Annotated in this window: 13 protein-coding genes, 2 rRNA genes and 1 other annotated feature; all 15 genes read right to left on the bottom strand. The window is 31.5% G+C overall.

Annotated features, from left to right (window positions below):
• Positions 1 to 234: 234 nt before the first annotated feature.
• The gene (locus NWE74_RS12105) at positions 235 to 630 is read right to left on the bottom strand and encodes a Mini-ribonuclease 3 (protein WP_258243313.1); all 396 of its coding nucleotides are present in this window, start codon (positions 628 to 630) and stop codon (positions 235 to 237) included.
• A 2-nt stretch (positions 631 to 632) separates the two neighbouring features.
• Positions 633 to 2,030, bottom strand: coding sequence for a cysteine--tRNA ligase (gene cysS / locus NWE74_RS12100; protein WP_258243312.1), 1,398 nt, complete (start codon positions 2,028 to 2,030; stop codon positions 633 to 635).
• Between the two features lie 139 nt (positions 2,031 to 2,169).
• Positions 2,170 to 2,322, bottom strand: coding sequence for a hypothetical protein (locus tag NWE74_RS12095; RefSeq protein ID WP_258243311.1), 153 nt, complete (start codon positions 2,320 to 2,322; stop codon positions 2,170 to 2,172).
• 311 nt (positions 2,323 to 2,633) lie between these two features.
• Entirely contained in the window at positions 2,634 to 4,115 is a 1,482-nt protein-coding gene (gltX, locus tag NWE74_RS12090) for a glutamate--tRNA ligase (protein ID WP_258243310.1), read from the bottom strand.
• Between the two features lie 228 nt (positions 4,116 to 4,343).
• Positions 4,344 to 6,059 carry a proline--tRNA ligase gene (locus NWE74_RS12085; RefSeq protein WP_258243309.1) on the bottom strand — a complete coding sequence of 572 codons (1,716 nt, stop codon included), beginning with the start codon at positions 6,057 to 6,059 and terminating at the stop codon, positions 4,344 to 4,346.
• Positions 6,060 to 6,146: 87 nt separating this feature from the next.
• Positions 6,147 to 6,352 (bottom strand) — a binding site (T-box leader).
• A 91-nt stretch (positions 6,353 to 6,443) separates the two neighbouring features.
• A complete protein-coding gene (gene ispF / locus NWE74_RS12080) occupies positions 6,444 to 6,923 on the bottom strand; it encodes a 2-C-methyl-D-erythritol 2,4-cyclodiphosphate synthase (protein ID WP_258243308.1) in 480 nt (159 codons plus the stop codon).
• 10 nt (positions 6,924 to 6,933) lie between these two features.
• A complete protein-coding gene (gene ispD / locus NWE74_RS12075) occupies positions 6,934 to 7,620 on the bottom strand; it encodes a 2-C-methyl-D-erythritol 4-phosphate cytidylyltransferase (RefSeq protein ID WP_258243307.1) in 687 nt (228 codons plus the stop codon).
• A gap of 188 nt (positions 7,621 to 7,808) precedes the next feature.
• Positions 7,809 to 8,888, bottom strand: a complete 1,080-nt coding sequence (locus NWE74_RS12070) for a PIN/TRAM domain-containing protein (protein ID WP_258243306.1) — start codon at positions 8,886 to 8,888, stop codon at positions 7,809 to 7,811.
• Between the two features lie 86 nt (positions 8,889 to 8,974).
• The gene (gene disA / locus NWE74_RS12065; protein ID WP_258243305.1) at positions 8,975 to 10,045 is read right to left on the bottom strand and encodes a DNA integrity scanning diadenylate cyclase DisA; all 1,071 of its coding nucleotides are present in this window, start codon (positions 10,043 to 10,045) and stop codon (positions 8,975 to 8,977) included.
• A 2-nt stretch (positions 10,046 to 10,047) separates the two neighbouring features.
• Positions 10,048 to 11,421, bottom strand: a complete 1,374-nt coding sequence (gene radA, locus NWE74_RS12060) for a DNA repair protein RadA (RefSeq protein ID WP_258243304.1) — start codon at positions 11,419 to 11,421, stop codon at positions 10,048 to 10,050.
• Positions 11,422 to 11,592: 171 nt separating this feature from the next.
• The gene (locus tag NWE74_RS12055; RefSeq protein ID WP_258243303.1) at positions 11,593 to 14,052 is read right to left on the bottom strand and encodes an ATP-dependent Clp protease ATP-binding subunit; all 2,460 of its coding nucleotides are present in this window, start codon (positions 14,050 to 14,052) and stop codon (positions 11,593 to 11,595) included.
• Positions 14,053 to 14,259: 207 nt separating this feature from the next.
• The gene (locus NWE74_RS12050) at positions 14,260 to 16,191 is read right to left on the bottom strand and encodes an elongation factor G (RefSeq protein ID WP_258243302.1); all 1,932 of its coding nucleotides are present in this window, start codon (positions 16,189 to 16,191) and stop codon (positions 14,260 to 14,262) included.
• A 657-nt stretch (positions 16,192 to 16,848) separates the two neighbouring features.
• Complete coding sequence (locus NWE74_RS12045) at positions 16,849 to 20,283, bottom strand: pyruvate carboxylase (protein ID WP_258243301.1); 3,435 nt, start codon at positions 20,281 to 20,283, stop codon at positions 16,849 to 16,851.
• A gap of 381 nt (positions 20,284 to 20,664) precedes the next feature.
• Positions 20,665 to 20,781 (bottom strand): 5S ribosomal RNA (gene rrf, locus NWE74_RS12040).
• A gap of 129 nt (positions 20,782 to 20,910) precedes the next feature.
• Positions 20,911 to 23,812: ribosomal RNA gene (locus NWE74_RS12035) — 23S ribosomal RNA — on the bottom strand.
• Positions 23,813 to 24,024 lie beyond the last annotated feature (212 nt).

The following is a 24,024-nucleotide window of genomic DNA, read 5'->3' as shown; positions in this document are numbered from 1 at the left end:
GCCTCCCTTTTAATAATTTATAGATTATATTATACCTTATCTCGAATGTAAATTATATAAATTTTTCCTATATAAAATAGGTTTGTATAATTGTAAAATTTTAGATATTGATAATTAAAACATACTTTGTAATACTATTTAAATTACTATTAACTTTAATTTACATTCAATAATCATTAAATAAAAAAGAAGTGTCTAATATCATATTTTTATTGTATTAGACGCTTCTTTTTATTACATATTTTTTTCTATTATTTTAATACCTTCTTCAATTATATACTCTAATCGTTCTTTTTCTTTACCTAAATGTAAATAACCAATTAAAGCTTCAAATCCAGTTGCATGTTTATAATCTATTATATCTGCATTTTTAGGAGATGTATGAGACTTTTGATTTCTACCTCTCTTAAAAATTCTTAATTCTTCTTCTGTTAATTGTTCTTCTATTTCATGCATTATTGTTGCTTGAGCTTTTGCTTTTACATATTTGACTGCAGATTTATGAAGATCATTTACTTTTTTATTTATATTTTTTGTTATTAAATATTCTCTTACATAAGTTTCATATACAGTGTCTCCTATATATGCTAAAACTAAAGGAGATATCGTAATTAATTCTGTTCTTTTCATAATTATGCTCTTTTCCACTTAGTACCTTGTCTTGTATCTTCTAAGATTATACCTTTATCTAATAGTTGTTGTCTTATATCATCTGCTAGTTGGAAGTCTTTATTTTTCTTAGCATCAACTCTTTGTTGAATTAAATTTTCTATTTCTTCATCTACCATATCATCATTTGTTTTATTAACTACGTTTAATACACTAGTTAATTCATTAAATTCATTTAAGCACTTTTTAGCAAACTCTAATGATGATTTTTCATTAACATTTGAGTTTATAAACTTAGATAATTCAAATATTACACTTACTGCATCAGCAGTATTTAAATCATCTTCCATAGCATTTATAAATTTAGCTCTGTATGCATCTAACTCTGCCACTAATGATTGCTCTTGTGATGTCATTGCTGATTCTGATAAATTACTTAATGTAAATTCTAATTTTTCCTTAGCATTATATAGTCTTTCAAGTCCTGCTTTAGCTTGAGATAACATTTCATCACTAAAGTTAACTGGGTTTCTATAATGAGCTGATAACATAAAGAATCTAACTATTTCTAAATCATATTTTTCAGATATATCTCTTACTGTAAAGAAATTACCTTTTGATTTACTCATCTTTTCATTATTTATATTGATATACCCATTGTGTACCCAATAATTAGAGAATACTTTACCACTTCTTGCTTCACTTTGTGCTATTTCATTTTCATGATGTGGGAATGCTAAGTCTTGACCACCTGCATGTATATCTATAGTTTCACCTAAGTATCTATTAGACATTACTGAACATTCTATATGCCATCCTGGTCTTCCTTCTCCCCAAGGACTATCCCAACCTGGTTCTCCTTCTTTTTTAGACTTCCAAAGAACAAAATCCATAGGATGTCTCTTTTGGCTATTAACTTCTATTCTTGCTCCAGCTTCTAAATCATCTTGATTTTGTTTAGAAAGTTTTCCGTATCCTTCAAACTTTTTAGTATCAAAATATACATCTCCGTTTACTTCATATGCATATCCCTTATCCTCTAATTCCTTAACAAATGCTATGATTTGTTCTATATTATCTGTTACCCTAGGGTGAACATTCGCTCTTTTTATCCCTAGCCCATCTGCATCTACAAAATACTCATTTATATATTTGTTAGCAACTTCTTCTGGAGATATTTGTTCCTCATGACCTCTTTTAATTATCTTGTCATCTACATCTGTAAAGTTTTGTACGTATGTTACATCAAAACCTCTATATTCTAAATATCTTCTTAAAGTATCAAATATTATAAATGGTCTAGCGTTTCCTATATGTATATAGTTATATACCGTAGGACCACACACATACATTTTTACCTTTCCTTCTTCTATTGGAACAAACTCTTCTTTCGTTCTTGTTAATGTATTGTATAGTTTCACACTCATCACCTCACTGATTGTTATATCTTCCCATAAATGTTATATAGTATTATTATAATTTAAAATCCTGACAATTAATAGTATTACTATTATGTCCTATAGAATTTTAAATAATTTATATTTTGAAAATATTATTGGATTATTCTTCTAAAAATGAAACTTTACTAGAACTACAAATGTCGTAAGTCTCTTCAGTTATTATTTCATCATCTTTTAACTGTTCTAGTATATGTATATATTCATTGCAAAGTTCTTTTAATTCTTCTTTAATTTTATCCATACTACTATACATAATTACCCCCCTATAAAAAAATAAAACGCTATATATATTTAACAAAAAATTTTATAAACAATATTTTATGACGTTTTAATATATTACATTTATTAACTCAAATTCCTCCACCTAGCTATTCAAATGTTTTCATCAAAAAACTACATAAAAATTTTATTCATTAATTAATGCTAAAATTTAACATTTTTCACACTTCTATTTTTATATTCAATAAAATAATATTTTAGTTAAGTAAAGTAGTTCGATTCATTATGTTATTTTTTTACTTAATATTTTATAATTAAAAATCCACCTAATTGGTGGATTTTTAATTATAAAATATTATTTTTTACATATGAGATTCTAGCTAAACAATTTTCTTTTCCTAAAACTTCCATAGTTTTTGGTAAATCTGGTCCATGCATTTGGCCTGTTAATATTATTCTAGAACCCATAAATAAATTTTTACCTTTTATTCCATGTTCTTTTTGTATTTCTTTAAACATAGCTTTAACAAATGCTTCATCTACAACTTCAGCATTTTCAGTTTTAGTTTGTAATGCATCTATTAATGTAGGTATATGTTCTAAGTTTAAGAATTCTCTACATTCTTCAGTTTCTAACTTAACTTCATTTCCAAAGAATATATTAGCATGTTCAGTTATTTCTTTTACATATTGTAATTTTTCTTTAAGAACAGACACCATTCCCTTTAAGAAATCATACTTAGTTGTAGCTTCTTCTTCTGTTACAAATCCAGCCTCTACTAAGAAAGGTATTGCTAAATCTGTTAAGTACGCATCATCAGCATCCTTTATATAATGTTGGTTAACCCAATTTAATTTTTCAGTGTCAAATACTCCACCACTCTTAGATACTCTTTCTACAGAGAATGCTTTTTCTAATTCTTCCATAGAGAATATCTCTTGGTTATCTTCTGGAGACCATCCAACTAACGCAACGTAGTTTATTAATCCTTCTGGTAAGTATCCTTTTTTCTTGAAGTCTTCTACTGCAACATCCCCATGTCTTTTACTTAATTTTTTCTTTTCACTGTTAAGTATATTAGGTAAATGCACAAATGTTGGAGCTTCCCATCCAAATGCTTCATATAAGTAAACGTGTTTTGGAGTTGAAGAGACCCATTCTTCTCCTCTTATAACATGTGTTATTTTCATTAAGTGATCGTCAACTACAACTGCAAAGTGATAAGTTGGGAAACCATCAGTTTTTATTAATACTTGATCATCTAAATCATCAGTATTAAATTCAGTTTCTCCTCTAACTAAATCAGTAAACTTTATAACATGATTTTCTGGTAATCTTAATCTTATAACGTGAGGCTCACCAGCTGCTATTTTAGCTTCAACTTCTTCTTGAGTTAAGTCTCTACAGTGACCATCATATTTTGGAGTTTCTCCTGCTTCTTTTTGTTTTTCTCTTACTTCATCTAATCTTTCTTTAGTACAGAAACAGTAGTATGCTTGTCCATTATCTAATAACTGTTGTATATACTCTTTATATATTCCTAGTCTTTCAGATTGTATATATGGACCATATTCTCCTTTTTGAGTTATATTTCCATTTTCATCTAGTACAACACCTTCAGTGTGGTTAACTCCACCCCAAGCCATACCTGTAAGCATGTTTTCTATTGCACCTTCTACTAATCTTGTTTGATCTGTATCTTCAACTCTTAATATGTACTCTCCACCCATTTTTTTTGCAAATAAGTAGTTATATAAAGCTGTTCTTAAACTACCTATATGTACAAATCCAGTTGGACTTGGAGCAAATCTTACTCTTACGCTCATATTGCTACCTCCTATATTAATCATACGTATTTATAATATCAAATAAAATATATATTGTAATGTTATTTTATCCAATTGATATAAAAACACATCGATTTGCTTATATATTTATTAATTTTTTATGTGGATAAATTTAATTTTCAAATAATTAAAATAGTATACATATCCACATTTAAACTTAAAATGTTAATAAGTTAGTGGATTATATATACTATTTTAAATTTTATATTATCCTAACTTTACGTTATTTTTTTCAAATTCAGCTTTAATTCTAGATTCTATTTCATCTAAAGATATTAATTCTTTATCTGATTGGTCTCTTAATTTAAATTCAACTTTACCTTCAGTTATATCTTTACCTACAGTTATTCTCATTGGTATACCGATTAACTCACTATCTTTGAATTTAACCCCTGCTCTTTCATCTCTATCATCTAATAATACTTCTACACCCATAGATTGTAACTGTGCGTATAATTTTTCAGCAGCTTCCATTTGTTCTGCTTTCTTTATATTTACAGGTACAACTACTAAATGATATGGAGCTATTGATAATGGCCATATTATACCATTTTCATCATGATGTTGTTCTATAACAGCTGCTGCTGTTCTTTCTACACCTATTCCATAGCATCCCATTACTATTGGCTTAGACTTACCATCTTTATCTACGAAATTTGCACCCATAGATTCTGAGTACTTAGTTCCTAATTTAAATATATGACCAACTTCTACTCCTCTAGCTATTTCGAAGTGACTTCCACACTTAGTACACTTATCAGACTCAGTAACATTTCTGAAATCTCCAACTGCACCTTCGAAATCTCTTCCATAGTTAGCATTTTCTATGTGATATTCACTCTTATTAGCTCCAACAACTAAGTTTCTAGCATTAGCAACTTCATTGTCTATTAATACATAGTCTGCCTTTATATCAATAGGTCCTGCAAATCCAACTGTTGCACTTGTTACAGCCTCTACAGTTGCTTCATTTGCAAGTTCAAATTCTACTACTCCACCTATAGCATTTCCTACTTTAACTTCATTAACTTCTCTATCTCCTCTTACTACAACAGCTACAGTTTTTCCATCAGCAACATATACTAAAGTCTTTGCAAACTTATCTGCCGATAACTTAAAGAAGTTTTCTAATTCTTCTATAGTGTGCACTCCTGGAGTGTGTACTTCTTTTAATTCTTTCATTTCTTCTGTTGATGCCTCTGATGATTGAGCTACTGCTTTTTCCATATTAGCTGCATAATCACAATTACTACAGAATACTATTTCATCTTCTCCAACTTCCGATTTAACCATAAACTCAGCAGACACTGAACCACCTATTGCGCCTGTATCTGCTTGAACTGGACTATTATCTAAATCACATCTTGCAAATATATTTGTATATGCTTCAAACATATCTTGGTATGATTTATCTAATCCTTCTTGGTCTACGTCAAAACTATATGCATCTTTCATAGTGAAAGTTTTAGTTCTCATAACTCCAAATCTTGGTCTTCTTTCATCTCTATACTTAACTTGTATTTGATATAAGTTTAATGGAAGTTGCTTATAAGAAGTTATTTCTTGTCTTATTATATCTGTAAATACTTCTTCATGAGTTGGCCCAAGACAGAAATCTCTTTCATTTCTATCCTTTAATCTCATCATTTCTGCACCCATTACATCCCATCTACCAGACTCTTTCCATAATTCTGCTGGTATTAATCCAGAACATAATATTTCTTGGCAACCTTTTTTCTCTAATTCTTCTCTTATTATATTTTCTATTTTTTTGAAAACTCTTATTCCCATTGGCAGTTGGTTATATACTCCTGATGCCATTTTTCTTATCATACCTGCTCTTAGCATTAACTGATGACTTGTTATTTCTGCATCAGCTGGAACTTCTCTTAATGTTGGCATTAACATTTTTGACATTTTCATAATGATTTTCCTCCTAGATTTTATTTATAATTGCTTTAAATTCATTACTTTCTAAATAAAAAAAACCTTTCGTCTCTATACAAATTGTATAGAGACGAAAGGTTGAATTTCCGCGGTACCACTCTAATTAGCCTAAGGCTCTCTTTATAGGATATAACGGTCCTCACCGTAAAAGCTTTTTAACGCTTTTATGCTAGAAGACTGGTTCAAAGACTTTTTCTTAGAAACTTCCACCTATCGTTCCCTCTCTGTAAAGATATAATCTTTTACTATTTCTCCATTATAGCTTTAAGTTTTATTTATTTTAATATATACATTTTAACAAATAAGTTTACTGATTTTCGCTATTCATATTCTTATTCCATAATAATATATTATTTAATATTAATTGTCAACTTTAACTAATAAACAAATACTTTGTGATGCTATACCTTGCTTAGTACCTGTAAAACCTAGTCCTTCTTCTGTAGTAGCTTTTACATTTATATTTTCAATATCAGTATTTAAAGCTCTCGCAATATTAGTTCTCATATTTACTATATGTGGTGCCATTTTAGGGCTTTGTGCTATTATTGTACAATCTATATTTCCTATTACATATCCTTTTTCTCTTATTAAATTATAAACAAATTCTAATAATTTTATACTATCTGCACCTTTATATCTTTCATCTGTATCTGGGAAGTGCTTACCAATATCTCCTAATGCTAAAGCTCCTAGTATAGAGTCCATAACTGCATGTACTAAAACATCTGCATCCGAATGTCCTAATAATCCCGTTTCATGTGGAACATCTACACCCCCTATTATTAGTTTTCTACCTTCTACTAATTTATGTACGTCATATCCTAATCCTACTCTCATATTTATTCTCCTACCTATTTTGTATTTTTAAAATTTGCGTTCCTATATTTAAATCTTCTTGTGTTGTTATCTTAATATTATTATATGACCCTTCTATCATTTTTACTTTATAGCCTATGCGTTCAACTAACATAGCATCATCAGTTCCATAGAACTCTTCTTTAAATGCATCCTCATATGACTTTAATAATATACTATAATCAAATGTTTGTGGCGTTTGAACAGCCCATAATGTATTTCTATCCGGTGTTTGAGATATATTATTTTCATTATCAACTATTTTTATAGTGTCTTTTACTGGAACACCTACAACTACAGCTTTATACTCTTTAGCTTCGTCTATAGATTTGTCTATTATCTCATTAGATACAAATGGTCTTGCTCCATCATGTATTAGTACTACACTACATTTTTCATCTAGTAATTTTAATCCATTGTAAACAGAGTCTTGTCTTTCTCTTCCTCCAAATGCAATTTTAATTTTATCAAATTTATATTTCTGTATTATTTCTATATCAAAAAATTCTTTTTCTTCTTCTTTAATTACAACTACTATATCATCTATATTTTTATTGTTTCTAAATTGTTCTATTGTATAAGCTATTATTTCTTTCTCTTCAAGCTTTATAAATTGCTTATTTATTCCCATTTTCATTCTACTGCCTGTACCAGCAGCTACTATTATAACTCCATTCATATACTCACCTCTTATATATTAAATGTATACTATTCCATATTCAAATTAAATCATATTAATAAATTATTGTATATATATTTAATTGATTTTTGTGTTTATTATATTAATAATACTTATATGCTTTATATTCACCTACATTAAATTTATAATACTAAAAAAGCCTTCACAAATGTGAAGGCTTTTATCTATTAATTTTTTGGTTTACCAAATATCATTCTACCTGCTGGAGTTTGTAATACAGATGTAACTAATACTCTAATAGTTTCACCCATATGTTTTCTTCCTCCATCTACTACTATCATAGTACCGTCATCTAAATATGCGATACCTTGACTATGCTCTTTACCTTCTTTAACTACTTGCACTACCATTTCCTCCCCTGGTATTGCAACAGGTTTAACAGCATTAGCTAGTTCATTGATATTTAAAACTTCAACACCTTGAACTTGAGCTACTTTATTAAGGTTGTAATCATTAGTAACTACCTTACCATTTAATACTTTAGCTAATTTTAAAAGCTTCATATCAACTTCAGCTATATCATTAAAATCAGCCTTAGTTATTTCAACTTCTATTTGTAATTCTTCTTTTATTATGTTTAATATATCTAGCCCTCTTCTTCCTCTAACTCTTTTTAAATCATCTGAAGAATCTGCTATATGTCTTAATTCATCTAATACAAACTCAGGTATAACAAGTTTTCCCTCTATAAAACCTGTTTTGCATATATCTGCTATTCTACCATCTATAATTACACTAGTATCTAGTACTTTAGGTGGTATACTTTTAATTTCTTTTTTAGTTCCTTTGTCTTTTAGAGTTGCTAACTTTCCTAATTTATTTAAATTGAATAAATCATCTTTACTCTTAAGAGCTACTCTAATACCTAAATAACCCATAAACCCATATGTTAGGAATGATAAGAAACCGCCTATTATTGGCACTGAACTTATTAGCCCACTTACTAAGTATGCTATAACAAAACCAACTATAAGACCTATAGATCCTAATAATATATCTGTTTGAGGATATTTAGATATCTCTTTATCCATAATTTTCGCCAAATCTTTACATTTATTTATAACCCATGGCTCTATTGCATAGAATATAAGCCCTATTACTATCCCTACTGATACAGATGCTATTAATCCATATGCATCTGCTCCAAACTTAAGCATCGTAAATTCTTTCATTAATGTAGAATATGTAGTTACACCCAGTGTAAACCCCAGTATTCCAATTACAAATCTTGTTATTTTTTGAATCAATTCTTCACCCCCTGGCTATATACTTAATATTTTTTTATTATAATCCATAATACCCAAAATATTCAAGAACAAAGTAGTAAAACATGTTATATGTGTCTATCTAATAATACCAATTGTTTCATTTTTATAAGTCCATTTCTAATATATGTTGCTCTAATTTCACCTATACCTTCAACATCATCTAAATCTTCAATTGATGCATCTAATATTTCTTGGAAGCTATCAAAATAATTAACTAAATTTTCTATAATAGTTGATGGCAACCTATGTATTTTATTAAGAATCCTATACCCTCTAGGTCTTATAGCCATATCCATATTTTCCGAAAATCCGCTGTATCCTAATAATTTAGCCATATTAACTAAATCTATTAACTCTTCTGATGATAAGCTCTTTATCTTTCTTTTGAAGTCTTGAATATCCATATCCTGTCTACTATAATCTTTAAAAATTAACCTCTGGTCCACTTTCGTAGTTCCCATCAATTCTTCTAACTGCATTCTTACTAACGTACCTTCTTTTCCTAACTCTATTATATACTTTTCAATTATATTTGTAATTCTCATTACTAGTTCCATTTTTTGAAGTACAATTGCAACATCATAAATAGTTACTAAATCATTAAATTCTAAAGCATTTAAGTTTATTACTGCTTGGTCTAAGACCGATTTATATTTTTCTAACGTTTGTAGAGCTTGATTAGCTTTTGTAAATATTTTAGATATTTCTTCTAAAACATACTTCTGATCCCCTCTATATACAGTTATTATATTTCTCCTTTGAGAAATAGCTATTACAATAGCTCCTGTTTGCTTTGCTACTCTTTCAGCAGTCCTATGTCTTGTCCCTGTCTCTGTAGTAGGTATAGAATAATCAGGTATAAGTTGTGCATTTGCAAATAGGATTCTTTTAACATCTCCACTTATTACTATTGCTCCATCCATTTTTGCCAATTCATATAGAAATGCTGGTGAATACTCTGCATCTATACTGAATCCTCCATCAACTACCTTCATTATTTCTTCACTATTTGCAATAACTATTAGTCCACCAGTTTTAGCCTTTAGTACATTTTCTAAACCTTGCCTTAATGGACTTCCAGGAGATATCATCTTTAATGCATGTAAAACATTTTTGTTATTTAAGATATCTTCCATTATTATTTATTACCCCCTAGTACTATATTTATAGCTTGTCTTAAGTTATCAACTGGCCATATTTCTATTCCTTTTACATCTTTTACTACTTCATAATTGCTTCTCGGTATTATCATTTTCGTGAAGCCTAATTTTTTGCACTCTGCTATTCTTTTTTCTATATAACTTACAGCTCTAACTTCACCAGTTAAACCAACTTCGCCTGTAACTACTATCTTTTCATCTACGTTTATATTTCTAAAACTTGAAGCCACGGCTATGATTATACCTAAATCTATAGAAGGTTCATTAATTTTTATTCCACCTACTATATTTAAATATACATCTTGGTTTTGTATCTGAAGACCAACTCGTTTTTCAAGTACCGCTAATAGCATGGATACTCTATTATAATCTACACCTGTTGCAGTTCTCTTTGGAATACCAAAACTTGTAGGAGATACTAAAGCTTGTAATTCTAGAAGCATTGGTCTAGTTCCTTCTACTGTCGATATAATTACTGATCCTGCTACATCTTTTGGCTTTTCTGATATTAGTATTTTTGATGGATTCTCAAGCTCCACTAATCCTAAATCCCTCATTTCAAATACGCCTAATTCATTAGTTGACCCAAATCTATTTTTTACAGCTCTAACTAATCTATAGGTATTATATCTCTCTCCTTCAAAATATAACACTGTATCAACCATATGCTCTAGAAGCTTAGGTCCAGCTAAAGAACCCTCTTTTGTTACATGTCCAACTACAAAGGTTGATATACCCATTTTTTTCGAAATTTTCATAAATTTCGAAGTTCCTTCTTTAATTTGACTTACAGTACCTGGTGCTGATGATATTTCAGGACTATATACAGTTTGAATAGAATCTAATATTATTAATTGTGGATCTATGCTTTCTAATTGGGATTCTATAATACTTAAATTATTTTCTGCAAATATATATAAATTATCGGAATTAATTCCTAATCTTTGAGCCCTCATTTTTATTTGTGATTCAGATTCTTCTCCCGATATATAAAGTACCCTTTTTCCTGAATTTGCAACATTACTAGATACCTGTATTAATAATGTTGATTTTCCTATCCCAGGATCCCCTCCTACAAGAACTAAGGATCCCTTTACTACGCCTCCTCCAAGCACTCTATCTAGCTCATTTATACATGTTGAAAAGCGTTCTTCTTCTCTAGTTTGTATAGAATTTATACTTACAGGTTTTGAAGAAGATTTATCTATAATAAATATATCTTTTTTTAAGCCTTTTTGCTCTATTTCTTCTACAAAAGTATTCCATTTCGTACATTCAGGGCATTTACCAAGCCACTTTGATGTTTCATAACCACATTCTTGACATACGTATTTTGTTTTTATTTTCGCCATATTTAAATCACCTTTAATTTGTTTAGTCCTCTTTAATTCTAACACACCTAATATATATTATGTAAATTGATAAAATTTAATTTAAAATATTTTTTATAATATATTTTAAATTTAAAAATAATTTTTTACACTAAAATGAGGGGAGAATATCCCCCCTCTTATATATTACTACTATTTACATTTAAATACTATCTTATTATCCTCAGTTTCTGCTATAACTGTACTTCCCTTTTTAACCTCGCCTTTTAATATAGCTTCTGATAATTGATCTTCTAATTCCTTTTGAATTGCTCTTTTTAGGGGTCTAGCTCCATATTCTAAATCAAATCCAGATTCAGATATTAATTTTATTGCTTCTTCGCTCATTTGAAAATCTATTTCCATTGTTTTTAATCTCTGGATTAGATCCTTAGTCATTAATTTTACTATCTGAGCTATATGAGATTCAACTAAAGAGTGGAATACTATTATATCGTCTATTCTATTTAAAAATTCTGGCCTAAATCTCTTTTTAAGTTCTGCCATTATATTTTCTTTCATTTTTTCATAACTATCTTTCATCTTTGATCCATGATCTTTATTTGTAGAAAATCCTAAAACTTTTTCTTTATTTATCTTAGTTGCTCCAACATTAGATGTCATTATTACTATTGTATTCTTAAAATCTACTGTTCTGCCCTTAGAATCAGTTAATCTTCCATCATCTAGTATTTGTAATAATATATTAAATACATCTGAGTGTGCTTTTTCTATCTCATCAAATAATACAACAGAATAAGGACTTCTTCTAACTTTTTCTGTTAATTGTCCTCCTTCTTCATGACCGACATATCCAGGAGGTGATCCTATAAGTCTTGATACTGCATGTTTTTCCATATACTCAGACATATCAATTCTAATTATTTGATTTTCATCGCCAAATTGTACTTCAGCTAAAGCTTTTGATAATTCTGTTTTTCCAACTCCTGTTGGTCCTAGGAACAAGAATGAACCTATAGGTCTATTAGGATCTTTAAGACCTGCCCTTGACCTTCTGATAGCGCTAGAGATGGCTTTTACAGCTTGATCTTGACCTATTACTCTATGATGTAATATTTCTTCTAGGTTTAAAAGCCTTTCAGACTCTTCTTCTACTATTTTGTTAACAGGAATTCCAGTCCATAATTCAACTACTTCTGCTATAACATCAGCATTTACTTCATCAGTGTATTTAGACATTTCATTCCATTGTTGTTTTACTTCCTCTAACTGTTTCTTTAAATGATCTTGCTCATCTCTTATTTTCGCTGCTTTTTCAAAATCTTGAAATTTTACAGCTTCCTCTTTTTTCTTTGTTATACTTTTTATCTCTTCCTCTAATCCTTTTATCTCTATTTGGGGAGCTGACTTTCTTAATCTTACTCTTGATGCAGCTTCATCTATTAAATCTATCGCTTTATCAGGTAAAAATCTATCTGTTATATATCTAACTGATAAATTTACAGCTGCTTCTATTGCTTCATCTGCTATTCTAACTCTATGATGTTCTTCATATTTTTTTCTTAATCCGTGTAAAATTTTCACTGTATCTTCTTTAGTAGGCTCATTTATCATAACAGGCTGAAATCTTCTTTCTAAAGCTGGGTCTTTTTCTACATGTTTTCTATATTCATCTATAGTCGTAGCTCCTACAACTTGAATTTCACCTCTTGCTAATACAGGTTTTAATATATTCGAGGCATCGATTGTAGATTCGCCTGTAGCTCCTGCACCTATAATAGTGTGTAGTTCATCTATAAATAAAATTATATTTCCATGTTTTATTACTTCTTCTACTACTTGTTTTATTCTCTCTTCAAATTCACCCCTATATTTTGCTCCAGCTAGCATTGCACCCATGTCTAAAGTATATAATATTTTATTTCTTAAGTTTTCTGGTACATTTCCTTTTGAAATGTCAATAGCTAATCCCTCTGCTACAGATGTTTTTCCTACACCTGGATCTCCTATTAAAACTGGGTTATTTTTAGTTCTTCTACTTAGTATTTGTATTATTCTTTCTATTTCTTTTTCTCTACCTATAACCGGATCTATTTTATCTCGAGAGGCTTGCTGTGTAAGGTTTCTTCCATACTTATCTAATAATTTTGTAGAACCTTCTTTTTGCTTAGTTGAATTTGAACTTTTAATCTCACTCTCTTTGCTAGCTGTATATTCATCTAATCCCATCATATCAATTATCAGTTGAACTATTGTTCTTTCATCTATACCCTCAGCATTTAATATTTTAATACCTATTCCTTCACCTTCTTGAACTATAGCTAGCAAAATATGCTCAGTACCTATATAATTACTTTTTAATTTATTAGCGAACATTCCTGAAAGTTCTAATATTTGTTTACTTCTAGGACTTAAGGTGATATCTTCCTCTTTGGAATCAACCTTCCCTTCTATCGCTATTATTCTTTTCTCTATTAGTTCTTCAGTCATACCTAATTTTAATAAAACCTTAGCAGCTATTCCTTCTTTTTCTTTTATAAGTCCTAATAATATGTGTTCGCTTCCTACAACTTTATGACCTAAATTTTGTGCTGATTCTAAACTTAAATCTATTGCTCTTTTAGCTCTTTGAGTGAATCTATTAAAATACATTCATTCTCCTCCCTTCTTTCTTCCAAACTGTTTATAATAATTTTAAGTTATTCTATATTTTAAAATGTTTAGTTAATATATAATGTATATGCATTTTTTTATCTAAAGTTACACTTTCATTTATAACTTTCGTTCAACAAAAACTTTATAATAAATAAGGCTCTAGATTTAAAATATCCAGAGCCTTTATATTTAAATTAATTTATACTATCTATTATTTACACCTTCTATTATTTTTTGAGCTATTTGATTTGGAACTTCTTCGTATGATTCTAATTCCATTTCAAAATATCCTCTTCCTTGTGTCATTGCTCTTAAATCTATAGCATATTTGAATGTTTCTGCTTGTGGGGCGTGAGCGTATATAACTTGTTTTCCATTTTCATCAGGCTCCATTCCAAGTATTTTACCTCTTCTTTTGTTTATATCCCCCATAACATCTCCCATATAATTTTCAGGAACTGTTATTTTCAATTTCATAATAGGCTCTAATAAAACTGGTTGTGCTTCTTCCATTCCTTTTTTAAATGCTATATTGGCAGCTAACTTAAATGCCATTTCTGAAGAATCTACATCATGGTATGATCCATCATATAAAGTCGCTTTTATATTTATAACTGGAAAACCAGCTAATATACCTTTTGTCATAGAATCTTTCAAACCTTTTTCTACCGCTGGTACATATTGTCTAGGTACAGATCCTCCAAATAATTCTTCTGCAAATTCAAATTCATTTTTACTTTTTTCAAACTTTATTTTAACGTGACCATATTGTCCTCGACCACCTGATTGTTTTTTATGTTTACCTTGAACATCTGCACAACCTTTTATAGTCTCTCTATATGCAACCTTTAAGTCTTTTAATTCTACATCTACACCAAACTTTTCTTTCATTTTATTCTTAGCAGTATTTATGTGTAGTTCTCCTTGACCACCTACAAGAGCTTGCTTTGTTTCTGAATTCCTATACCAAACTATCGTAGGATCCTCTTCTACTACCTTATTTAAAGCAGATGCCACCTTATCTTCATCTCCTTTATTTTTAGGTACTACAGCATAGTATATTTGCGGCTTAGGTAGCCCTAAATCTTCTATCGCATCTCCATCTCTATCTAAAGATATAGTATCTCCTGTTTGAAGAGAACTTGTTTTAGTTAAAACAACTATATCACCACATTCAGCACAATCTACTTCTAAGAGCTCATTATTTTTCATTGTATATAAATTATATATTTTATCTTTTACAGACTTATTTAAATTAAATATTTCTATATCTTTCCTAATTTTACCTTGTGTAACTTTCAAATATGACATTTTACCTATAAATGGGTCAACCATAGTTTTGAATATTTGACCTTTAAAAATATTTTTTGAATCATTGTACCTAGGTTGTAAATACTTAGATACAGTTTCTAATATTTCACCAGTTCCTATATTATTTATTGTTGATCCACATATTACAGGTATTATATCTCCACGTTGCATACCTATAGTTATACCTTTTTGAATTTCTTCTGATGTTAATTCTTCACCACTGAAATACTTATCTAATATTTCATCATCTGTTTCTGCTATAAGTTCCATTAAAGCTTCTTTTACACTAATAGCTTCATCTTTAAATTCACCTTCTAAATCATCCATATTTTCAAATACATTATGTAGTTTGATAAATTGTTTATTTTTATATATTGGTATAATCATAGGAACTACTTTATTTCCATAGCTTTCCCTTAACATTGCTAATGTGTCTTTATATCTCGCTTTTTCGTTGTCTATCTTATTGATAAACATTATTTTAGGGATACTATTAGTCAATTCCAAAGATTTTTCTGTACCAACTTGAATATCAGTTGTAGCATCTATTACTATTATAGCTGCATCACTTGCCTTAAGAGATGATATAACATCTCCACTAAAATCAAAGTATCCTGGAGTATCTAATAAATTAAATTTATATCCGTTGTACTCTACTGGAGTTAACCCCATACTATATGTCATATTAACTTTGTCATTTATTTTAGGTATCTTATTTGTCAGATTTGATGTATAAGCTATTGCATCAATTAGATTTGTTTTTCCACACCCACTGTGACCTAGTATTGCTATGTTTCTTAACATATTACTCTCATAGACCTTCATATAAGCACCTACCTTTTAAAATTTATACAAAATTTAATGTTACATTGACTTACTTAAGTTAATCCTGTGATCAATACTTCTAATAAGACTGTAAACTTTTCTTTTGTAGTTGCAGGTGGTGATGTGATTTTACTGATATGCAATTCCCGCGATTAGCTTTTCATAAGTTTTTAAGGTTATATAATATTTAAAACCTAATATCTAAGCTTCTCGTGAATGTACTAATAATTATTTCTTGGGAAATAACTAATTAATTTAAGTCTTTAAATAATATTTGGTACAATTAATTATTCTCCATTTAATGGATTATTCCTCTCTTTATTATTCATTAAATATGGACTTTTTAATATAGAAGTTGTTTAATAAATATTTTATATTTATAAATATATATTCAATTTTTGTTATATGATTCCATTTATTATTTCTATATTATTTTATTTTTATATTTAATTAAATTATTACATATTTATTTGTATGATGTTTCTCGAGGAACATAAAATAAAAATATAATAACTAAAGTAGTAATTATATTTTAAATTTTTAAGTTGTAATTGAAATATTTCCATTTTGTTAATATATTATTCATAAAAAACTTCTATTTAAAATTTTTAGAAATATAAAACCCATAAATCTTTAGATTTATGGGTTTTATATTTTTTATTTTTTCATTCTAATTAATAACTGCTTATCTCCAACTAATTCATCTTGGCTAACTTTTATAGACTTAATTATGCCATCCGTTTTAGCAACAATTATAGTTTCCATTTTCATGGCTTCTATTATTATTAATGGTTGATTTTGTTTAACTTCATCATCTTCATTAACTAATATTTTAACTACTTTCCCAGGTATACTTGCTCCTATTTGTAGCGTGTCATTCATATCTGCTTTTACAATATCTTTTATATTTCCTGAATAATTATTATCCTTTATTTCTATTTCTCTTATCATCCCATTTAATTCAAACACTATAGTTCTATTCCCATTCTCTTTTACATCACCTATATCAATTAATTTTATAGTTAATACTTTTCCTTCTTCTATCTCTACTTCACACTCTTCACCTTTGTTTAGTCCATAGAAGTATACATGACTTTCTAGTTTAGAAATATCATTATATGCTTGAAGATGTTTTAAATAGTCTTCATACACTTTTGGATATAATGTATAACTTAATATATTTCTTATATTAGTATCCATATTAAATTTATCATCTAAATATTTTTTAACAGCATCAAAGTCTTCTTGTGGAATAAGAGTTCCCGGTCTCACATTTATAGGCGTTTCCCCTTTTAATACAACTCTTTGAATCTCTTTTGGTATTCCACCTTCTGGTTGACCTATCATTCCTTTACAATAATCTAATACTGAATCAGGGAAAGATAGTTTTTCGCCTTCTTCTATTATATTTTCTTTAGTAAGTTTATTTTTAGTCATAAATATAGCTAAATCTCCTACAACCTTAGAAGATGGTGTAACTTTTATAATATCACCAAGTATATCATTTGCTTCTTTATACATTTCCTTTACTTGATCAAATTTATTTCCTAAACCTAAGCTTTCAGCTTGTGGTTTTAAGTTTGTATATTGTCCTCCTGGTATCTCATATTTATAGATTTCAGCAGAAGGGTTACAAAGCCCACTTTCAAATTTAGAATACACTTTTCTCAAGTCTCTATAATAACTTCCAACTTCTTCATATCCGTGTAAATCTATATTTGTATCTCTATCTGTATTTCTAAGCGCTTCTATAATAGCATTTAAAGAAGGTTGGCTTGTAAGCCCTGCCATTGTTTCTAATGCACCATCTACTATATCTACACCTGCCTCTGATGCCATTAAGCACGTAGCTATACCATTTCCACTCGTGTCATGTGTATGAAGGTGTATCGGAGCTTTAACATTTTTCTTAAGCTCTTTGATTAGTGTATATGCTGCATATGGTTTTAACAATCCAGCCATATCTTTTATACATATTATATCTGAACCTAGACTTTCTAATTCTTGTGCCATTTTGACATAATACTCTAAGTTATACTTAGATTTACTTGGATCTAGGATATCACCTGTATAACACATAGTAGATTCTACTATTTTCCCAGTTTCTAGTGCAGCTGATATAGATGGTTTCATATTTTCAACCCAGTTTAATGAATCAAATATTCTAAATACGTCTATTCCTTTTTGAGCAGATTCTTTTATAAATTGCTCTATAACATTGTCTGGGTAGTTTTTATATCCGACACCATTAGATGCTCTAAATAACATTTGGAACATAATATTTGGTATAGACTCTCTTAGTTTTTGAAGTCTCAGCCAAGGAGATTCATTTAAAAATCTATAAGCAACATCATAAGTTGCGCCTCCCCACATTTCAAGTGAAAATAAATCTTTCATATACTGATTAGTAGGTTCTGCCACTTTTAATAAATCATAAGTTCTTAATCTAGTAGCAAGTAATGATTGATGCGCATCTCTCATAGTTGTATCTGTTAAAAGTAATTTTTTTTCATTTTTTATACTTTCTATATATTTCTCTTTTCCTAGTTTATTGAATAAGTCTCTACTTCCTTCTATATTTGTTCTAACTTTGTCTAACTTAGGTTTATACAAAGGATCAAACGTTGGTTTTTCTTCACATTTATTTTCATTTACTACTACATTACCTATAAATTGAAGTAACTTTGTTCCTCTATCTTTGCTTTCTCTTATTTCAAATAAGTTTGGGTTTTCATCAATAAATTTAGTACTACATTTTCCATCAACAAATATAGGATTATTTAAAACATTTACTAAAAATCCTATGTTTGTTTTAACACCTCTTACTCTAAATTCTTTAATAGATCTTATAGTCTTATTTATTGCTCCCTTAAATGTTCTATCCCAAGATATAGTTTTAACTAATAAACTATCATAATAAGGACTTATATTAGCCCCTGTAAAACCATTACCTCCATCTAGTCTTATACCAAATCCAGATCCTGTTCTATATACTTGGATTTTACCTGTATCAGGCATAAATTTATTTTTTGGATCTTCTGTTGTTATTCTACACTGTATTGAGTAACCTCTTATTTCTATATCATCTTGAGATTTAATGTTTATCTCTTCACTATCTAATCTATATCCTTGAGCTATTAATATTTGACTTTGAACTATATCCACACCTGTTACCATTTCTGTTACAGTATGCTCAACTTGAATTCTAGGATTCATTTCTATAAAATAGTATTCTCCATTTTCATCTACAAGAAATTCTAGCGTTCCAGCATTCACATATCCAACATGCTTTGCTAATCTTATTGCATCATTACATATACTTTCTCTTAACTTCTCATCCAAAGAAAAAGCTGGTGCATACTCAATTATTTTTTGATGTCTTCTTTGAACAGAGCAATCTCTTTCATGTAAATGTACGATATTTCCTTCTTTATCTCCTAAAATTTGTACTTCTATATGCTTAGGATTTGATATATATTTTTCTATAAATATAATATCTTCACCAAATGCCTTCTTAGATTCACTACGTGCAGTTTCAAATTCAATTTTTAAATCTGATTCGTTATATACGATTCGCATCCCTCTTCCGCCACCACCGTTAGAGGCTTTAATCATTATAGGATACCCTATTTCGCTAGCTATTTGTTTAGCTTCCTCAGCTGTTTTTATAGATTTATCTATACCAGGTATAGTTGATACTCCAACTTCTTTTGCGATTTGTTTAGAATTTATTTTATCTCCCATCATATTCATTATATCGGCTGACGGACCTATAAATACTATGCCATTTTCCTCACATTTACGAACAAATTCTGGATTTTCAGATAAAAATCCATACCCTGGATGTATGGCATCTACATTTTTTTGTTTAGCTAAATCGATTATACTATCTATATCTAAGTAAGCATCTATTGGACCTTTGTCTTCTCCTATCAGATAAGATTCATCTGCTTTTGTTCTAAATAATCCATATTTATCTTCTTTACTATATATACCAACACTCTTTATACCTAACTCAGAACATGCTCTAAATATCCTTATAGCAATTTCTCCTCTATTTGCAACTAGTACTTTGTTAAATTTTTTAAGCATAATCTCAATCTTCCCCCTTAATTCTTTTAATATTAAAGATTATAGACTAATTTACTTTAATTTCAAATACATTTAGTTAAGTTTCTTAATAAATAAGATAAATTTGTAAAAACAAATTAAAAAGAATATATATATTCAAAAATCACCTCACTTAAATTAAGGCGTTTTTCAGCTAATTAATTATTTTTTTATATAAAAATTATTTTTTATAATACATCTTAATGTTTTTAATATTATTTTCTATAAATTTTTCCACTTAATATCCTATGAATTATATAATAATATGATGACTATTTTTTTAAAATAAAAAGAGCTAATATCTTTTAGATACAGCTCTTTTCTGCTTACAAATTTTCTATTTTTTATAAAATAAAAAAGATTACGTGGCTACGTCTTACTCTCCCAGGAGGTCGCCCTCCAAGTACCATCAGCGCTAAAGAGCTTAACTTCTGTGTTCGGAATGGGAACAGGTGTATCCTCTTTGCTATAATAACCACATAATCTTTATTTTTTAGAGTTAATACTCTGAAAACTGTATATCATTTAGAGATGAAAATTCATTTCATTCATGTCGCCAACGATATTCCTTCGCTCTCGCTTCAGTCATATCCGTTGCTCAAACATTTATTGGTCAAGTCCTCGACCTATTAGTATCGATAAGCTAAATACATTACTGCACTTACACCTTCGACCTATCAACCAGGTAGTCTTCCTGGGGTCTTACCCTTACGGTGGGAAATCTTATCTTGAAGTTGGCTTCGCGCTTAGATGCTTTCAGCGCTTATCCATTCCGTACATAGCTACCCAGCCATGCCCTTGGCAGAACAACTGGTACACCAGAGGTACGTCCATCCCGGTCCTCTCGTACTAAGGACAGGTCTCCTCAAATTTCCTACGCCTGCGACGGATAGGGACCGAACTGTCTCACGACGTTCTGAACCCAGCTCGCGTACCACTTTAATGGGCGAACAGCCCAACCCTTGGGACCTACTACAGCCCCAGGATGTGATGAGCCGACATCGAGGTGCCAAACCTCCCCGTCGATGTGGACTCTTGGGGGAGATAAGCCTGTTATCCCCAGGGTAGCTTTTATCCGTTGAGCGATGGCCCTTCCATGCGGTACCACCGGATCACTAAGTCCGACTTTCGTCCTTGCTCGACCTGTATGTCTTGCAATCAAGCTTCCTTTTGCCTTTGCACTCTTCGCACGATTTCCGACCGTGCTGAGGAAACCTTTGAGCGCCTCCGTTACTTTTTAGGAGGCGACCGCCCCAGTCAAACTGCCCACCTGACGGTGTCCCAAGACCTGATTCAAGGCCTATGGTTAGGATCCCAGTACTACAAGGGTGGTATCCCAAGGATGACTCCACACAAACTGGCGTTCATGCTTCATAGTCTCCCACCTATCCTGTACATGTAGTACCAAGACCCAACGTCAAGCTACAGTAAAGCTCCATGGGGTCTTTCCGTCCTGTCGCAGGTACCCGGCATCTTCACCGGGATTACAATTTCACCGAGTCTATTGTTGAGACAGTGCCCAAATCGTTACGCCTTTCGTGCGGGTCGGAACTTACCCGACAAGGAATTTCGCTACCTTAGGACCGTTATAGTTACGGCCGCCGTTTACTGGGGCTTAAGTTCACTGCTTCGGATTGCTCCTGACAGATCCCCTTAACCTTCCAGCACCGGGCAGGCGTCAGCTCCTATACATCGTCTTGCGACTTAGCAGAAACCTGTGTTTTTGGTAAACAGTCGCTTGGGCCTATTCTCTGCGGCCATCCAAAGGATGGCACCCCTTCTCCCTAAGTTACGGGGTCATTTTGCCGAGTTCCTTAACAATAGTTCTCTCGCTGGCCTTAGGATACTCTCCTCACCCACCTGTGTCGGTTTACGGTACGGGCGCCTTTAAACTCGATAGAGACTTTTCTCGACAGTGTGAAATCAGCTACTTCGCTACTAAATTTCGCTCCCCATCGTACCCCAGCATTATCTAGACGGATTTGCCTATCTAGACTGCCTCAGTACTTAGCCACACATAACCAACAGTGTGGTTAGCTTATCCTACTGTGTCATCCCATTTCTCAAACGCTTATTGGCGGTACAGGAATATCAACCTGTTGTCCATCACCTACGCCTTTCGGCCTCGGCTTAGGTCCCGACTAACCCAGGGCGGACGAACCTTCCCCTGGAAACCTTGGGTTTACGGCCCGTGGGATTCTCACCCACGTCTCGCTACTCATGCCAACATTCTCACTCGTATACTGTCCACATGTCCTTACGGTCATGCTTCAGCCTGCATACGAAGCTCCCCTACCCATCATAATGATGCCGTAGCTTCGGTAGTACGTTTTAGCCCCGGAAATTTTCGGCGCAGGATCACTCGACCAGTGAGCTATTACGCACTCTTTAAATGAGTGGCTGCTTCTAAGCCAACATCCTGGTTGTCTGTGCAATCCCACATCCTTTACCACTTAACGTACATTTAGGGACCTTAGCTGACGATCTGGGCTGTTGCCCTCTTGACTATGAATCTTATCACCCACAGTCTGACTCCCAAGTAAAAGAAAACGGCATTCGGAGTTTGATAGTCTTCGGTAAGTGCAATACCCCCTAGGACATTCAGTGCTCTACCTCCGTTTCTCTACGCTTGAGGCTAGCCCTAAAGCTATTTCGGGGAGAACCAGCTATCTCCGGGCTCGATTGGAATTTCACCGCTATCCACAAGTCATCCCCGAGCTTTTCAACGCTCGTGGGTTCGGTCCTCCACGAAATTTTACTTTCGCTTCAACCTGCTCATGGATAGGTCGCCCGGTTTCGGGTCTACGTCAAGTAACTTAGGTCGCCCATTTAAGACTCGCTTTCGCTACGGCTCCACACCTGAAGTGCTTAACCTTGCTACTTAACGTAACTCGTTGGCCCGTTCTACAAAAAGTACGCGGTCACACAAGAAATGTGCTCCCACAGCTTGTAAGTGCAGGGTTTCAGGTTCTATTTCACTCCCCTCCCGGGGTTCTTTTCACCTTTCCCTCACGGTACTATGCGCTATCGGTCACTAGGTAGTATTTAGGCTTGGAGGATGGTCCCTCCTGCTTCCCACAGGGTTTCACGTGTCCCGTGGTACTCTGGATCATGCTAGTAGCTTTCTCGTTTCAATTACAGGGCTATTACCTTCTATGGCGGAGCTTTCCAACTCTCTTCATTTACGATAGTGCATCCATGTTGCATGTCCGCAACCCCAATGAAGAAAACTTCATTGGTTTGGCCTTATCCGCGTTCGCTCGCCGCTACTTACGGAATCGAATTTCTTTCTTTTCCTCCAGGTACTTAGATGTTTCAGTTCCCCGGGTTCCCCTCATTAAGCTATGTATTCACTTAACAATACTTAGACATTACTCTAAGTGAGTTTCCTCATTCGGAAATCTTCGGATCAAAGTTTACGTGCAACTCCCCGAAGCTTATCGCAGCTTATCGCGTCCTTCATCGGCTCCTAGTGCCAAGGCATCCGCCCTGCACCCTTAATAACTTGACCAGTTATTAAAAGTTATCGCTACTGAACAAACTTCGTATTCACTCAGTTTATTCCAGTGCTTAAAGTTTGTAATTTTAAAGACTTTTCTTGTCGATGATATTTTTAGAAGTTATCTTCTTCATATATAAAATGATGTCATATCACTAAATGTTATACAGTTTTCAAAGTACTAAAGTACAATTAAGTACTAATTTTGAGGAATGAACCCTCAA

The organism is Romboutsia lituseburensis (genome assembly GCF_024723825.1).
Taxonomy (GTDB): domain Bacteria; phylum Bacillota; class Clostridia; order Peptostreptococcales; family Peptostreptococcaceae; genus Romboutsia_F; species Romboutsia_F lituseburensis_A.
Note: the sequence above shows the minus strand (reverse complement) of the source record. Positions and strands in the feature narration are given on the sequence as shown.

Bases quoted from the DNA above. Each gene is read 5' to 3' on its own strand.
- NWE74_RS12105 (WP_258243313.1), bottom strand. From the start codon at position 630: ATGAAAAGAACAGAATTAATTACGATATCTCCTTTAGTTTTAGCATAT.
- NWE74_RS12095 (WP_258243311.1), bottom strand. From the start codon at position 2,322: ATGTATAGTAGTATGGATAAAATTAAAGAAGAATTAAAAGAACTTTGC.
- gltX (WP_258243310.1), bottom strand. From the start codon at position 4,115: ATGAGCGTAAGAGTAAGATTTGCTCCAAGTCCAACTGGATTTGTACAT.
- NWE74_RS12085 (WP_258243309.1), bottom strand. From the start codon at position 6,059: ATGAAAATGTCAAAAATGTTAATGCCAACATTAAGAGAAGTTCCAGCT.
- ispF (WP_258243308.1), bottom strand. From the start codon at position 6,923: ATGAGAGTAGGATTAGGATATGACGTACATAAATTAGTAGAAGGTAGA.
- ispD (WP_258243307.1), bottom strand. From the start codon at position 7,620: ATGAATGGAGTTATAATAGTAGCTGCTGGTACAGGCAGTAGAATGAAA.
- disA (WP_258243305.1), bottom strand. From the start codon at position 10,045: ATGGAAGATATCTTAAATAACAAAAATGTTTTACATGCATTAAAGATG.
- radA (WP_258243304.1), bottom strand. From the start codon at position 11,421: ATGGCGAAAATAAAAACAAAATACGTATGTCAAGAATGTGGTTATGAA.
- NWE74_RS12055 (WP_258243303.1), bottom strand. From the start codon at position 14,052: ATGTATTTTAATAGATTCACTCAAAGAGCTAAAAGAGCAATAGATTTA.
- NWE74_RS12050 (WP_258243302.1), bottom strand. From the start codon at position 16,191: ATGAAGGTCTATGAGAGTAATATGTTAAGAAACATAGCAATACTAGGT.
- NWE74_RS12045 (WP_258243301.1), bottom strand. From the start codon at position 20,283: ATGCTTAAAAAATTTAACAAAGTACTAGTTGCAAATAGAGGAGAAATT.